Annotated in this window: 17 protein-coding genes; 14 read left to right on the top strand and 3 right to left on the bottom strand. The window is 69.7% G+C overall.

Translation table 11 applies throughout. From position 1 onward, the window contains the following. Positions 1-32: 32 nt before the first annotated feature. On the top strand, positions 33-1,307 hold the full coding sequence (locus tag ABZO31_RS19545; RefSeq protein ID WP_406862526.1) for an amidohydrolase family protein: 1,275 nt from the start codon (positions 33-35) through the stop codon (positions 1,305-1,307). A 2-nt stretch (positions 1,308-1,309) separates the two neighbouring features. Next, the gene (locus ABZO31_RS19540) at positions 1,310-1,966 is read left to right on the top strand and encodes an SDR family oxidoreductase (RefSeq protein WP_406862525.1); all 657 of its coding nucleotides are present in this window, start codon (positions 1,310-1,312) and stop codon (positions 1,964-1,966) included. Positions 1,967-2,371: 405 nt separating this feature from the next. On the opposite strand, the gene ABZO31_RS19535 is transcribed toward ABZO31_RS19540, so the two are convergent. Then, positions 2,372-3,943: a hypothetical protein gene (locus tag ABZO31_RS19535; RefSeq protein ID WP_406862524.1), complete on the bottom strand. Its 1,572-nt coding sequence runs from the start codon at positions 3,941-3,943 to the stop codon at positions 2,372-2,374. 102 nt (positions 3,944-4,045) lie between these two features. Between ABZO31_RS19535 and ABZO31_RS19530 the strand changes: the two genes are divergently transcribed. After that, positions 4,046-4,543 carry a GntR family transcriptional regulator gene (locus tag ABZO31_RS19530; protein WP_406862523.1) on the top strand — a complete coding sequence of 166 codons (498 nt, stop codon included), beginning with the start codon at positions 4,046-4,048 and terminating at the stop codon, positions 4,541-4,543. A 1-nt stretch (position 4,544) separates the two neighbouring features. Next, on the top strand, positions 4,545-5,117 hold the full coding sequence (locus ABZO31_RS19525; protein ID WP_406862522.1) for an HD domain-containing protein: 573 nt from the start codon (positions 4,545-4,547) through the stop codon (positions 5,115-5,117). Here ABZO31_RS19525 and ABZO31_RS19520 read toward each other — a convergent pair. Then, complete coding sequence (locus ABZO31_RS19520) at positions 5,105-5,578, bottom strand: NUDIX domain-containing protein (RefSeq protein WP_406862521.1); 474 nt, start codon at positions 5,576-5,578, stop codon at positions 5,105-5,107. The genes ABZO31_RS19525 and ABZO31_RS19520 overlap by 13 nt on opposite strands. Positions 5,579-5,580: 2 nt before the next feature. Next, positions 5,581-6,339 (bottom strand): helix-turn-helix domain-containing protein, encoded by a 759-nt coding sequence (locus ABZO31_RS19515; RefSeq protein WP_406862520.1) that lies wholly within the window; start codon positions 6,337-6,339, stop codon positions 5,581-5,583. 530 nt (positions 6,340-6,869) lie between these two features. On the opposite strand from ABZO31_RS19515, the gene ABZO31_RS19510 reads away from it, so the two are divergent. The 10 genes from ABZO31_RS19510 to ABZO31_RS19465 all read left to right on the top strand — a co-directional run bounded on the left by ABZO31_RS19510 (position 6,870) and on the right by ABZO31_RS19465 (position 13,426). After that, entirely contained in the window at positions 6,870-7,166 is a 297-nt protein-coding gene (locus tag ABZO31_RS19510; protein ID WP_406862519.1) for a hypothetical protein, read from the top strand. Continuing rightward, a complete protein-coding gene (locus ABZO31_RS19505; RefSeq protein ID WP_406862518.1) occupies positions 7,163-8,158 on the top strand; it encodes a DUF2637 domain-containing protein in 996 nt (331 codons plus the stop codon). The genes ABZO31_RS19510 and ABZO31_RS19505 overlap by 4 nt, the downstream gene beginning before the upstream one ends. Then, entirely contained in the window at positions 8,155-8,805 is a 651-nt protein-coding gene (locus ABZO31_RS19500) for a GGDEF domain-containing protein (protein WP_406862517.1), read from the top strand. Before ABZO31_RS19505 ends, ABZO31_RS19500 begins: the two co-directional genes overlap by 4 nt. After that, positions 8,805-9,191 (top strand): RRQRL motif-containing zinc-binding protein, encoded by a 387-nt coding sequence (locus tag ABZO31_RS19495; protein ID WP_406862516.1) that lies wholly within the window; start codon positions 8,805-8,807, stop codon positions 9,189-9,191. The genes ABZO31_RS19500 and ABZO31_RS19495 overlap by 1 nt, the downstream gene beginning before the upstream one ends. A gap of 75 nt (positions 9,192-9,266) precedes the next feature. Beyond that, positions 9,267-11,522, top strand: coding sequence for a cell division protein FtsK (locus tag ABZO31_RS19490; protein ID WP_406862515.1), 2,256 nt, complete (start codon positions 9,267-9,269; stop codon positions 11,520-11,522). A gap of 140 nt (positions 11,523-11,662) precedes the next feature. Beyond that, the gene (locus ABZO31_RS19485; RefSeq protein ID WP_406862514.1) at positions 11,663-11,914 is read left to right on the top strand and encodes a hypothetical protein; all 252 of its coding nucleotides are present in this window, start codon (positions 11,663-11,665) and stop codon (positions 11,912-11,914) included. Positions 11,915-11,934: 20 nt separating this feature from the next. After that, a complete protein-coding gene (locus ABZO31_RS19480; RefSeq protein ID WP_406862513.1) occupies positions 11,935-12,129 on the top strand; it encodes a hypothetical protein in 195 nt (64 codons plus the stop codon). Between the two features lie 12 nt (positions 12,130-12,141). Then, positions 12,142-12,750: a hypothetical protein gene (locus ABZO31_RS19475; RefSeq protein WP_406862512.1), complete on the top strand. Its 609-nt coding sequence runs from the start codon at positions 12,142-12,144 to the stop codon at positions 12,748-12,750. 1 nt (position 12,751) lies between these two features. Beyond that, the gene (locus ABZO31_RS19470) at positions 12,752-12,916 is read left to right on the top strand and encodes a hypothetical protein (protein WP_406862511.1); all 165 of its coding nucleotides are present in this window, start codon (positions 12,752-12,754) and stop codon (positions 12,914-12,916) included. Beyond that, a complete protein-coding gene (locus ABZO31_RS19465; RefSeq protein ID WP_406862510.1) occupies positions 12,917-13,426 on the top strand; it encodes a hypothetical protein in 510 nt (169 codons plus the stop codon). Positions 13,427-13,440: the final 14 nt, after the last annotated feature.

Here is a 13,440-nt window from a genome sequence, read left to right as displayed (position 1 = left end):
CATCTTGATCTTGAGGAGCCTCGAGGAGCCCCATGTCAGCCGACAGCAAGCAGCCCCAGCCCCCGTCTCCCGACGACTGGGGCGCCGCCACCGCCGACACCACCTCGCTGCTGCTGTCGGGCGCCCGGCTCACCGACGGCCGGACCGTCGACGTACGGCTCGGGGGCGGCCGGATCGAGGCGGTCGGCACGGCCGGCAGCCTCACCGCCGCGGGCGCCCGGGTCGACCTCGCCGGTTACCTGCTGCTGCCCGCCCCCGCCGAACCGCACGCGCACTCCGACACGGCGCTCAGCGCGGACGTGCCGGGACCCGTCTCGTACGCCCCCGACGACGTGCAGCGGCGCGCCACGGAGGCGGCGCTGCTCCAGCTCGGGCACGGCGCGACGGCGCTGCGCGCGCACGTGCGGATCGGGGACGTGCACGGGCTCGGCCCCCTGGAGGCGGTGCTGCAGGCCCGTCGCTCGCTGCGCGGCCTGGCCGACCTGACGGCGGTGGCGGTGCCGCGGCTGCTGACGGGGGTGGCCGGGGCGGACGGGCTGGCGATGCTGCGGGACGCGCTGAAGATGGGCGCGGGCGTGGTGGGCGGCTGCCCGGACCTGGACCCGGACCCGACGGGGTACGTGGAGGCGGTCCTGGAGGTGGCGGCGGAGCACGGCGCGCCGGTGGACCTGCACACGGACGGTGACGATCCGGCACGGCTGGCCCGGCTGGCGGCGATGGCGGGCGGGCTGCGGGCCGGGGTGACGATCGGCCCGTGCGCGGGGCTCGGGCGGCTGCCGGCCGACGTGGCGCGGCGCACGGCGGACCGGCTGGCCGCGGCCGGGGTGACGGTGGTGGCGCTGCCGCAGGGCGGCTGCGCGGCCGCGGAGGCCCGCGGCACGGCGCCGGCGCGGCTGCTGCGCGCGGCGGGGGTGCGGCTGGCGGCGGGCGGCGGGGCGCTGCGGGACGTGGCGAACCCGGTGGGGCGCGGCGATCCGCTGGAGCCCGCGTACCTGCTGGCCTCGCAGGGCGGGCTGCGGCCCCAGGACGCGTACGACACGGTGAGCGCGGCGGCGCGGGCGGCGATGGGGCTGCCGGAGGTGCGGGTCGAGGCCGGCTTTCCTGCGGAGCTGCTGGCCGTACGCGGCGACCGCCTGTCGGGGGTCCTGTCCCTCGCCTACAGCCGCATCGTGATCCACCGGGGCCGGGTCGTGGCCCGCACGAGCGCGGTCCGCGAGTACTGCGACTCGGCGGCGGCCCTCGACCTGCCCCGCCAGGCCCGGCCGGACACGGGAAGCCCTCCGGGCGGGGGCGACGTACGGTCGTGAGTATGCGCATTGTCATCGCAGGAGGACACGGTCAGATCGCGCTGCGCCTGGAGCGGCTGCTCTCGGCTGGCGGACACGAGGTCGCGGGGATCATCCGCAAGCCGGAACAGGCGGACGACCTGCGCGAGGCGGGCGCCGAACCCGTCGTGCTGGACCTGGAGTCGGCGTCGGTGGAGATGGTCGCGGCGGCGCTGCAGGGCGCCGACGGAGCCGTCTTCGCGGCCGGCGCGGGCCCGGGCAGCGGCGCGGGCCGCAAGGACACGGTGGACCGCGGCGCGGCCGTCCTGTTCGCCGACGCGGCGGAACGCGCGGGCGTGCGCCGCCACATCGTCGTCTCCTCGATGGGCGCCGACCCGGACCACCAGGGCCAGGACGTCTTCGACGTCTACCAGCGTGCGAAGGGCGAGGCGGACGCGTACGTCACCTCGCGGGAGAACCTCGACTGGACCATCCTCCGCCCCGGCCTCCTCACCAACGACGCCGGCACGGGCGAGGTCCGCCTCGCCGCCCACACGGGCCGCGGCCCCGTCCCCCGCGACGACGTGGCCGCCGTCCTCGCCGAACTCCTCGAAACCCCCGCCACCGCCGGCCTCACCCTCGAACTCGTCTCCGGCTCCGTCCCGGTGGCGGTCGCGGTACGCGACGTGGCGGGCAACTGACGCCGCTTCGGCTCGTCGACCGCAACGCAAGAAGACCCCCGGTGCGAACACCGGGGGTCTCTCTCGCGTGGCGGCGCCAGGATTCGAACCTGGGTAGGCTAAGCCGACGGATTTACAGACTCCTCATGTTCGGGTCGCTTCACCACGGTTGACCTGCAGCAACGACAAAGCCGGACCTCACACGCCCGATGCTCGTCCACGCATCGTCCACAGGCGCGGTCCCTGCCCACTCCACACGACACACTGAGGCGTGTCGGCTGCGCCGACGGGCTGTAACACCCCGTGTTACAGCGGCCTGCAGCGGCGGACACCCCGGACTACCTGAGTGGAGCCTGTCCAAGAAGCCTGCGCTGGTAAGGAGCCTGACCGGACAGCCGGACAGGTGCGACACCAAGGTTCTCGTTGTCATTCGAGGATGAGACGATTGCTACGTTCCTCGCTCGACATGGGAATCAGATCTGGGCGATCCAGCACCAGAGAACGAAGAGCTCTTTTCGCGATTCGAATGGCGTCACGGCTCGCGGAAGCAACCTTGTCGGATCGTACATCGACACCGTGAACAATCTGACTTCGAAGCCTGTAGATGTCAGTAGCCCGCTTACGGAACTCCGAACGCTCTTCAAACCCCGCATAAAGCAATTTAGAGAGAGCCGCGCTGACGCGATAGGTGATCTCTCGATCTGCACCCAAGAGGGACTCCCAAACGATTACTGCATCGATCAACGCATCGAGATGATCCCTTCTCTCTGCGGATGCACGCAAGAGTCGTTGCGGCGCAATCCCCAATCGCCGAAAGTTGACGGAGCTCAGCCTAGCAATCCATTCCTGCCAATCAGCCATTTGCTCCCGAGAGACCGCGGTCGGCCTCAGCATGGCATAGCGGTCAGGGTTACTCGATTGCCAGCCTTCCCCTTGCCTCACAGGGACCACAAACTTGCTCCACCCGGGAATGACGACTGGCACATCCTCCCCCTCCCAGGAAAGCAGGAATGCCAGACGGGCAAGATTTACTCGCTCACTGAGAATATGCTGGCATCGCATATCCAACGAAGGAATGGAATCCTCCGATATATCTGCAACCGGAGCATACTTCGCGCTGCACTTCACTTCGGTTTCGAGAATTACGTCTCCGGAGTATCTGATGGTGACCGCATTCTCGTCGTCGCCCCCCTGAATCGTCCGATCGCCGCCGTCTCTGACCCGGGGTACCCGAGGCCGATCGGAGCCATGCGCGGATCGAAGGACGCCCCAAGGGAGCTCAAGGCGTACATCCACCGGTCCCACCACCCCGCTAAGCGAAGCAACTCCGATAGCGGTGAAGTGCCTACGCGAGTATCCACTTCGCGCTTCACGCAGCATCCACTTGACAGATTCCCTCAGACCAGTGAGGTCGGGCACGCAGTCTCGCAGTTTCGCCCTACTCCAGGCGGCATAGATGATGGAGGAAGGAACGGCAACCAGTTGTACTCCACCAGAGAAACCAATTCCCTGAGAAAGCTGGACCGCCTCAAGTAGGTCACTCGATGCATCGAAAGGTAGATCGGGATCCCGGCGAACCGCTTCAACAGCCGCCTCCTCCAAAGGAGTCTGCACTGGAGCAGCAAAGGGGAGAGAGATTTTCCCTTCCAGCAGGAAGGCTCCGTACATTTCCGCCGCGAGAGCGTTTAGAGCATCTAGGGTCACATCTCCACTGGAGGGGGCATTGTCACCCTCAGCAGCACCGATCAACCGCCTCATATGAGCTATCGGAGAAGTCTCTCCGTTTCGAGGCGCACAGAACATAGGGCCCCACCCAAAGAACACGCCATCCGCCGTGCCGAATGGAGCCTTTTCGGCAATTAGTTTAGCCATCTCCTCCTGCTCTGGAGACACCTCGGAAATGTCTCCTAGCAGCCACTCAACGAAGGGCTTTCCGAAAGCCTCAATCATTCCGCGGAGCTCTGCGCCTGCACCATTCGCACACTGATCCTCGGCCACATCGCGAACGATAGTGGCTCCGGGAGCGCGGGACACCCCCTTAAGGGCGTCCCGCGAAGAACGTGCTAGCCAACCACGCCTGGCCCTCGGTCATGCGAGGCTATGGAGGAGCACAGTACTCAGAGGGGAGAGGGAGTGTCGCAACAGGTCAGTCCCCGGGGGACGTTCCTGAAGATTGCGGACGCCCTGCGGGTGGACATCGAGTCCGATCCGGCGGCGACTGAGTTGCCGACCCTTGCCGAGGTCATGGAGCGGTTCGGGGTCTCGCGGGGGCTCGCGCTTCGAGCCTTTCGGGTTCTGCGTGATGCCGGGGTGGCCGAACCCGTGCCCGGGGGGCGGTGGCGTGTCGCCAGGAGCGGCGAGGGCGGCGGCCGGCGGTCGCTTGCGGAACGGATCTGCGAGGTGATGCTCGCGGATGAGAGCGTCGCTGTGGGGAAGCCCTTCCTGAGCGCTTCCAAGCTCGCCGAACGCCTCGGAGTCGCCCGCCCGACTGTGGCGAAGGCTCTGGCCGAGCTGGAGGCCGCCGGGCTGCTCTCGGAGAGCCGCCAGGGGAAGGCACGGACTGTACTCGCCCTGCCGGGCGGAGAGGAGCGTTCGTAGCGTGGCCACCACAGGATTGGCGGAGTGGGCCTACCCGCTCGCGGAGTCATTGCTCGCCGAGCCGCTGCCGCGGCGGTGGGCGCACTCGCTCGGCGTCGCCGAGCGAGCCCGGCTGCTCGCTCCGATCCTCGGCGAAGACGCCGAGCTGCTGGAGGCCGCGGCCGTCCTCCACGACATCGGGTACTCCCCGGACCTCGCCAAGACCGGCTTTCACCCCCTGGACGGCGCCCGGTACCTGCGAGATGTAGCCGACGCCGACGTACGCGTCATCCGGCTCGTCGGACACCACTCCTGTGCATGGATGGAGGCGGAAGCCCGAGGCCTGCGCGAGGAGTTGGAGAGCGAGTTCCCGCGGGAGGAACCGCACCTAGCCGACGCCCTCTGCTTCTGCGACATGAACACGACGCCGGACGGGACGCCCACGAATCCGGTGGACCGAGTCAACGAGATCGCGGGGCGGTACGGCGCGGACAGCCTGATCGGGATGTTCATCCGGCGGGCCGAGCCGGAGATCCTGGGCTGTACGGCCCGCGTCCTAGAGCGGCTCGCCGCGGTGAAGCGTCAGCCGATGTAGGGAGCCGTTCTGCCCCGGTCCATGGCGTGCTCGATGCGCATGCGCATGGTCGGGTGAACATCGAGTTCGGACAGGTCCGCTGGGGCAACCCAGCGGACCTGTGTCGTCTCACTGCTCGTACGGAGGTCGCCTCCGACCGGCCGCGCACGGAAGCAGATGGAGAACTGCTGCCTGGCCTCGCCGTCGTCGTACAGCATCACGTGCCCCGGGTCGGTGTAGATCCCCGCCATGTCGACGACTTCGGCCTTGATGCCGGTCTCTTCCCACACCTCGCGCACGACGGTGTCACTGATGGACTCGCCGACGTCGTGGCCGCCGCCGGGAAGGGCCCACCGGCCGTTGTCGGACCGCTGGATCATCAGCACCCGCCCGGCGTCGTCCTGGACGAACGCCACGACGGAAGGCACGACGGAGTTGGCCGGCGGTGCGGCAGGGTCGTGCAGGTAGTCGATGCGTCCCATGGTCAGGCTCCCGTCAGGTCGTGATCTATCACCTGGCGCGCGCCTCCCCAGGTCTGCTCGATGCTATTCGCGTACGTGTCGAAGAGGCCGCCGCCCGGCAGCCGCCGCAGGTGGAGGACCGGAGCCATGTACGCGCCGATGCCGTACACATGGGTGTTCACCAGCATCTCGTCATCAGCCCGGTACAGGCTGTTGTAGAGCGTCGCGTCGTGCAGCCGGAAGCCGATGTCCGGGTGGCTCGTAAAGAGCGGGCGGTAGTTCATCAGTGCGTTGCGGATCTTCCCGTCCATGACGCGGTGACCTTCGTCTATGCCGCGCTGCTTCACGGCCTCGCAGCCAGGGTCACCCAGGAGCACGCGCACCTGCGCGGCCCCCTGCACCTTCGCCTTGAGGATATCCAGGAAGACTGGGTCCTCCGAGAGCCACAGGCCGGCGTAGACGAGCACATCGAGGTGTCGCTCCGCCCGCTCGTACATGTCCCGCCAGAGGTTCGCGGGGACCATATGCCGGTGCGGGTAGACCGTGACGATCTCCGCCTTGCTCAGGTCGGCCGCGCTCTCCACCCCACGCGAGTCGACCCACAGCGTCGTCGCGTCGACCTTCAGGAAGGCTGCGGTCGCGTACTGGTGACGCCGGTACGGCACCTTCCCCTGCGTGATCCAGCGCTCCACCGTCTTCGGGTTGACCTCGATCGCCTCGGCAAGGTCGTGAATCGACTTGCCCTGAGCAAGCAGTGCCGACCGTAAGCGCTCGTTGGACATGTCCACCCCCGGTGGGACGTCTTGGGAGCTCTTGACGGTAGCCAGAAGTCCCCGAGCTGTCCACGGACGGGGTAACCAACGCCCCTCACCTGCACCGATTCTGATGGTGCGCCAAGAAGTCCCGGCGCAAAGCCAGGAGGGTCCGCCAGCACGCTTGACGGAACTCGATGCGGTACCTGTAATGGAGGTACCGCATCGAGTTCGCGGCCAGTCGGCTGCGGACTCGATCGGCCGGAGTGCCCGTGAGGGCTGTTCCGTCGCCCCGAGGGCCCCGTGAAACGGGCTCGAAGGAAGCGCCAGTTCTTTGACAACTGAATGGGGATCACGCCGCCTCTCCTCGGCCAAGTAGGCGGCCACGCGGTCTCCGCGTGATGAACAGCGCAACGCCTCGATGGTCGTAGGCCGGGTTCGACTCCTGGCCGGGGCACTGGCCCGTCCGGCACTCGCCGCACGGGCCCCTTGCTGGGCCGGTCGCCTCTCTCCAAAGACCGCGACGGTCCGGCTTCCCTTCGACACAGAAGAGAGCTCCCATGCAGCGCATGTACGTGGGCGGCCATCAGGCCGTCAGCAGCACCGATTTCGTGGAACTGGCCCTCGGAACGCCGGTTGAGCTGTGGCTCGGGGTGGAGGGCGAGACCGAGGAGGAGCGCGCGGCCCGTCTGGACGCGGCGCGCGACATCCTCGCGGACAACCCGAGCCTGCCGGATGACGTGTCGCGGGTCGCCGCTGAGGCGATCGAGGCGTACGCGCCGGAGCTGTTCAACGTCGTCCCGCTGGTCCGGCCGGCGGCCTCGCGGAACCGGCCCCGGAAGGGAGCCGCGGCGTGAGCGCCCCGGTAGCCGTCGAGCGGCCGACGGTGCCGCCGCTGACGCGTCCGGAGATGGGGCTCGCCGGGGTCGGTGCGCTCGCCGCGGCCGGTGTCGGCGCCCTCGGACTGATCTCCTCCTTTGACGCGGTCTCGGCCGCTGCGCTGCGGTGGGGGTTCGGTGAGCCGTGGATGCTGCCGGTCGGTATCGACGTGGCGATCCCGGTGTTCACCGTGGCCAACCTGCTACTGATCCGGATGGACATGGCCCTGGCCTGGGTCCGGTTCGTGCCCTGGGTTCTGACCCTGGTGACCTGCGGCCTGAACGTCGCTGCCGGACACGGAGTGTGGGCGAAGGTGGCGCACGGGACGATGCCGCTGCTGTGGGTGGTGTTCTCCGAGATCGGGGCGCACATCTACGCGGTGCGGATCGGGGCGGCGACGGGCCGGCGGATGGACAAGATCCGGGCGTCGCGGTGGCTGCTGGCGTTCCCGTCCACGTTCTCGCTGTGGCGGCGGATGACGCTGTGGGAGATCACCTCCTACGCCGACGCGCTCGCCCGCGAGAAGGAGCGCCAGCTCGCCCGCGCCGAGCTGCGCGAGACCTACGGGTGGCGGTGGCGGTCCAAGACCCCGCGCCGCGAACGCGTCCTGCTCCGGCTCGGCGAGCTCGCCGCCGAGGCTGCTGAGGACGCCGCGCCCGAGCCTTCGGCGCCACCCGTGCCGCCGAAGGAGTCGAGCGCGCCGGAGCCGCGCAAGCGGACCACGCGCCCGAGGAAGCCCGCAGCCAAGCCCGTACGCACAGCGGCGGAGCTGCTGGCCGCGGCACGGGAGCTCACCGCCGACTGGGCCGACGCAGCGATCAACGCGGAGGCGATCCGGACCGAGCTGCACTGCTCCGCGGCGAACTCCCGCACCCTGCGGGACGCGCTGCTCGCCGAGCGGGCTGACCGTCTGCCCCTGCACTCCATCGACGCGCACGCCGGCGCGACGGCCGAGGAGGTCGCGGCATGAACACGCTCTTAACCGCCCTCGCCGCCGCCGCGCCGCTCGCCGCGGGCTGGTCCGGGCACGTGCTGTGGCTGCGCAAGCGACTCCACACCGCCCGCCGCGACCCGCTCACCGGACTGCGGACCCGCGAAGGCTTCACCAGGCGCGCCACTGCACTGCTTCGCGACGATCGAGCGGTCGTGATCCTCGCGGACGTCGACCGGTTCAAGCAGATCAACGACCGCCACGGCCACGCCGCGGGCGACGCGCTGCTCAAGGCAACCGCCGAGCGTCTCGCGCACTACGTCGGCCGGCACGGTGTTGCCGGACGCCTCGGGGGCGATGAGTTCGCCGCCGTCGTCCTCGACACCCACGGCACCGTCGGCGACCTGCTCACGGTTCTCCACGGGGTGCTCGCCCGCCCCGCGGACCCCGCCGCCCCGGACATCCAGACCACGGTGTCCCTCGGCTGGGTTCGCGCGGCCGACCACCCCGGCGACGACCTGTCCGCGCTCCTGGGCCGCGCCGATGAGGCGATGTACGCGGCCAAGCAGGGCCGCGCGGGCATCAAGCGGGCTGGGCTGGGGCGGCTGTTCGCCACCGTGGCCGGCCGACGTTCCGGCCGCCGCGGCGCCCGCACCGACGCCCCGGCGATCGTGGCGGCCGCCTGATGTCCCCTGCGTTCGGCAAGTGCTTCGACCCGACCGGGGCGCAGTTCGGGATACCGACGTACCCGTGGCGCTACGCCCCCGACGGCTACGCCACCCGCCGCCAGCTCCGCGCCCGCGGACTGCGCCCCGGAGGGCAGCCGGTCGCCGCTCAGGTCATGCGCCGCAGCCGCGGCCGCAAGTCCGGCGTCCAGGTCGGCTACCTCTACCGCGTCGACCTCGCCAAGCCCGTCCGGCCGATGACCTCCCGCAAGTGGGGCGCGCTCGCCCTGGCGATGCTCGCCCGCCGTACCTGTCCGCAGTGCCGGATCACCTACGGCTACTGCATCCCGACCTCGCTCGGGATGTGCGTTCTCTGCGCCCACTCCGACGAACAGCGCGCCGCCTGAATCCAACCGCTACGGGCCCGACCGCTCACCTCTCACAGCGTCGGCCGGGCCCACCCTCCCTTGGAAGGACTGTCAGTGAAGCACCCCGATGACGAGAACGAACTCTTCAACCGACTCGAAGCCGACATGGCCGCCGACCGGTCGGCCGACGCCGGGGCCGACGTGGTCGACCTCGACAAGGCCCGATCTGCCCGGACCGAGTCGGCCGACCCGAGCGCCGACGGGTCGCCCGACGCGTCCGCCGACTCCCAGCCCCTCGCGTCGGGCAACCCGTTGACCGATGCGTCGGTCGACTCGGAGGCGGTCCGGGTCGATGTGATGGTGCCGACGCAGTCGGGTCCGGGTCTGCTGGACCGGATCAAGGGATCCAAGCGGCTGGACGTCATCCCGGTGTGGATGAAGTCGGGCGCGGAGTTCAAGGACGCGGCCGGTTGGATCGCCGGGCACGTCGGCCACACCGTCGCCTTCCACGCGGTGCGGGTGCCGTTCCTCTACGCGCCCAAGCTCGTGGTGCGCGCCCCGCGCGGCGTGGTGAACACCCTCGGCAAGGTCGGTCGCTGGGCCGTGGACGCGGAGGGCGAACCGTTGCGCCAGGCGGAGGCCCGCCGCGAGAACTCCGAGCTGTACCTCAAGCTGTCCAAGCAGCGGGACCGCCGGGTGCGGCTGCGGATGCTCCTCACGGCTGTGGGTGGGCTCGGCTCGCTGGTCGCCGTGCTCTACCTCGTCTACGGCGCCCAGCCGTTGACGCAGATCATCGCCGCCGCGGCGGCCGTGCTCGGGTTCGGCTGGGTCGGTGCGCCGGCGGATGCGCCGCTGTCGACTCGGGCGGTCATCAAGACCGAGGTGCAGAAGCTCACCAGCGACATCGTGGTCAAGGCCATGGCGTCGATCGGGATCGGGCAGATCGCCTCCGCGGTCGCCAAGGGGCAGGACGGCATCAAGTTCGCCGCCCCGATCACCCGCGAAGGGCCCGGCTGGCGGGCGGACATCGACCTCCCGCTCGGTGTCACCGTGGCCGACGTCGCCGACCGCCGCGCGCGGCTCGCGTCGGGTCTGCGTCGCCCGCTCGGGTGCGTGTGGCCGGACGCCGACCCGAACGAGCACGAGGGACGACTCATCCTGTGGGTCGGGGACCGGGACCTGTCCAAGACCGGCAACGTCAAGTGGCAGCTCGTAAACGCCGCGCGGCACGACATCTTCAAGCGGATCCCGTTCGGGATCGACCCGCGCGGCCGCGCCCAGTCGGTGCCGATGATCCAGCACAACGCGCTCATCGGCTCCCTGCCCGGCCAGGGCAAGACCAGCTCCGTGCGCGTGCTTGCCTGCGGGGCCGCGCTGGACCCGTCGGTGGAGCTGTGGCTGCACGAGAACAAGGGCACCGGTGACCTGGACTCCCTCGAATGCGTCTCGCACCGGTTCGTCTCCGGCATCGACGACGAGTCGGTGAAGTACGCGGCCGACTCCCTCGCGCTGCTGCGCGAGGAGGTCATGCGCAGGGCTGCGGCCATCAAGAAGCTGCCGCGTGACCTGTGCCCGGACAAGCGGGTCACCCGGCAGATCGCCGACAAGCGCTCACTGAAGTTGTGGCCGCTGCTCGCCGTCTTCGACGAGTGCCAGAACGTCTTCGCCCACCCCAAGTACGGCCGACAGGCCGGCGAGGATGCGGAGTTCATCATCAAGCTCGGACGGGCCCTGGGAGTCATGCTCGTTCTCGCCACGCAGCGGCCCGACAAGGACTCACTGCCCACGGGCATCTCCGGCAACGTGTCCATCCGGTTCTGCCTCAAAGTCGCAGGTCAGGTCGAGAACGACATGATCCTCGGCACCAGCTCGTACAAGAACGGTGTCCGCGCCACGCAGTTCCGACCCGAGATCGACGCCGGTAACGGCTACCTCAAGGGCGCCACCACCCTCCCCGTCGTGGTGCGAACCGCCTACCTGGACGACCCGGCCACCAACGCCATCGCCCAGCGCGCCCTCGCACTGCGCAAGGCCGAAGGCACCCTGTCCGGCCACGCGCTCGGAGAGGACACCGAGCAGGCCAAGGGCCCGTCCTACGACCTGCTCGCAGACATCGCCGCCGTCGTGCCCGAGAGCGAGGAGCGGGTGTGGAACGAGCGGATCGCGCTGCGGCTCGCGGAGCTGCGGCCGGAGGTCTACGGCGGCTGGAAGGGCGAGAACGTCACCTCCGCGCTCAAGCCGCACAGCATCAAGACCCGCGACGTCGCCGGAACTTCGGACGACGGAGCCCGCACCACCCGGCGCGGCATCGTCCGCGCCGACCTCACCAAGACGATTGCGGAGCGTGACAAGAACCGGGGCGCCGCATAGCCCTATCGGGCCGCTACCGGTAGCAGGGGCACCTGCTACCGGTAGCACCCCCGCTAGCGACCCAAAAGCGCTCTCATCAGCGATCTAGTGCATAGCACCCCACCTGCGAAAACCCTGGAAACCGCCCCGGGAGGGCTCTGATGACCCCCATCGCCCTTGCTATCGCCTGCCTGCTCGCCGTCACGCTTGGTTACGCGTCTCTGTGTGCGGCCAGCCCGTTCGGCACCTGCCGCAAGTGCACCGGGCTCGGCTTCGCCCTGAAGCACGACCGCAAGGGCAAGCCCAAGCGCGGCAAGACGTGCCGCCGCTGCAAGGGCAACGGCATCCGCATACGCGCCGGCCGCTGGCTCTACAACCGCGCCGCCCGCATCCACCGCGACGGCACCCGCTGACCCAACTCAGGAGCCCTGCCATGAACTTCGAGATTTCCGCCGTCCTCCTCTTCGCCGTCGCCTCCGCCTTCGCGGTCAAGACCAAGGCCGCCGGAGGCGCGGCCGCCACGGTGCTGTTCCTCTTCGGCTTCTTCGCCGCCGGGACCGGCGCGTACGAGCCCATCACGAACCTCGTGAAGTCCACCGCCACGTTCGTCTCCGACATCGCCGACTAGGAGGACCCGGCCATGAACGAACCCCTCATCCACCGCCACTGGCTCGCCCACGCGCTGCCCAAGGCCGCCCCGGCGGTCGCCACGTCCACGGTGCTGATCCTCGGCCGGATCTGGAACGCCAACGGCGCCGAGCACTCCATCGGCAACGCCGCCCTGATGACCGTCCTCGCCGCGGGCGCGGCGACGGCCGGCGCGTTCGCCTCCGCCGGACGCAACGGAGACGGAGTCCTCGCCGGAACCGCGTTCGCCGCCTCCGGCGGCCTCGCCCTCGCCGGGGTCGCCGGATACGCCGACGACCTCTCCCTCCCGCTGTTGCTCTGGGCGCTCGCCACTGCCATTGCCTACGGGCTCGCCGCCCGCTACTGGCGCACCGACCGCCGCGAGACGGTCGCCTACGCACGGCGCACTATCGAGCGCCGCGAGGACCACGCGCACACCGAGCGCCTTGAGGCGCTGAGGGCCCGGACCCAGGTCGAAGTGGCCCGCGAGACCAGCGCGTACGCCACCGCGCTCGCCGAGGCCATGACCGCCCGCGCGGCGCTCCCCGGCTTCGACCCCCACGTCCTCACCCGCGCCGGACTGCCCGAACTCCCCGCCATCGAGACCGCAAAGGAGAACTGACGTGGACATCGACCCGAACGAGATCGTCACCGTCGAAATGCGCTGGGACAACGGCGGATGGCTGCCGGAGACCTACAGCCGCGACATCACCCGCCGCCAGCTCGGCGAACTGCTCATCCAGATCGACGACATGGCCGCCGACGCCGAAGACGCCAAGGAGAACTGAATGTTCGAGATCCGCATCATCTGCGACCCCGCCGACACCGACCGCGTCACCGCCGCTCTCCGCAGCGTCTTCATGACCGGTGCCGTACGCAAGCACCCCACCCGCGACGGCCAGCGGACCCGGCTCTACGTGACCGCTGACCACCGCCCGCCGTCCGAGACCTGGCCGACGCCGGAGCGTGCGTATGCCAAGGCCCCGAGCATCGTCAGCGAGATCGGCTGGACCGCCAGCGAAGCCGTGGGCCGTCCCACCTTCGCGCTGCTCGGACGGGAGTTCTGGCTCCGAAAGGCCGCCGTCCTCGATCGCATCGCGCTGGACGACAACAACGCCAGCGTGCACACCGACGCCGACGAGATCGCCCTCACGGCCGCCCTCAGGCTCCTGGACATCGATCGCGACGGCGACGGCGACTACCACGGTGCCCCGTACTGGCCCGAGCACCCCAGGGCCCTCGCGGACCCCCGCGGCTACGTCCGCCAGGAATACGCCCACTGGATCACCCGGCAGTAGCTACGCCCGAGGCG

Source organism: Streptomyces solicamelliae, assembly GCF_045348655.1.
GTDB lineage: Bacteria > Actinomycetota > Actinomycetes > Streptomycetales > Streptomycetaceae > Streptomyces > Streptomyces solicamelliae.
The sequence above is the reverse complement of the archived record's forward strand: the minus strand, read 5'-3'. Positions and strand labels throughout refer to the sequence as shown.

Excerpts from the sequence above, each read along its gene's own strand:
- ABZO31_RS19500 (WP_406862517.1), top strand. The coding sequence starts at position 8,155 with ATGAACACGCTCTTAACCGCCCTCGCCGCCGCCGCGCCGCTCGCCGCG.
- ABZO31_RS19465 (WP_406862510.1), top strand. The coding sequence starts at position 12,917 with ATGTTCGAGATCCGCATCATCTGCGACCCCGCCGACACCGACCGCGTC.
- ABZO31_RS19545 (WP_406862526.1), top strand. The coding sequence starts at position 33 with ATGTCAGCCGACAGCAAGCAGCCCCAGCCCCCGTCTCCCGACGACTGG.
- ABZO31_RS19530 (WP_406862523.1), top strand. The coding sequence starts at position 4,046 with ATGGAGGAGCACAGTACTCAGAGGGGAGAGGGAGTGTCGCAACAGGTC.
- ABZO31_RS19510 (WP_406862519.1), top strand. The coding sequence starts at position 6,870 with ATGCAGCGCATGTACGTGGGCGGCCATCAGGCCGTCAGCAGCACCGAT.
- ABZO31_RS19515 (WP_406862520.1), bottom strand. The coding sequence starts at position 6,339 with ATGTCCAACGAGCGCTTACGGTCGGCACTGCTTGCTCAGGGCAAGTCG.
- ABZO31_RS19485 (WP_406862514.1), top strand. The coding sequence starts at position 11,663 with ATGACCCCCATCGCCCTTGCTATCGCCTGCCTGCTCGCCGTCACGCTT.
- ABZO31_RS19495 (WP_406862516.1), top strand. The coding sequence starts at position 8,805 with ATGTCCCCTGCGTTCGGCAAGTGCTTCGACCCGACCGGGGCGCAGTTC.
- ABZO31_RS19475 (WP_406862512.1), top strand. The coding sequence starts at position 12,142 with ATGAACGAACCCCTCATCCACCGCCACTGGCTCGCCCACGCGCTGCCC.
- ABZO31_RS19540 (WP_406862525.1), top strand. The coding sequence starts at position 1,310 with ATGCGCATTGTCATCGCAGGAGGACACGGTCAGATCGCGCTGCGCCTG.
- ABZO31_RS19480 (WP_406862513.1), top strand. The coding sequence starts at position 11,935 with ATGAACTTCGAGATTTCCGCCGTCCTCCTCTTCGCCGTCGCCTCCGCC.
- ABZO31_RS19520 (WP_406862521.1), bottom strand. The coding sequence starts at position 5,578 with ATGGGACGCATCGACTACCTGCACGACCCTGCCGCACCGCCGGCCAAC.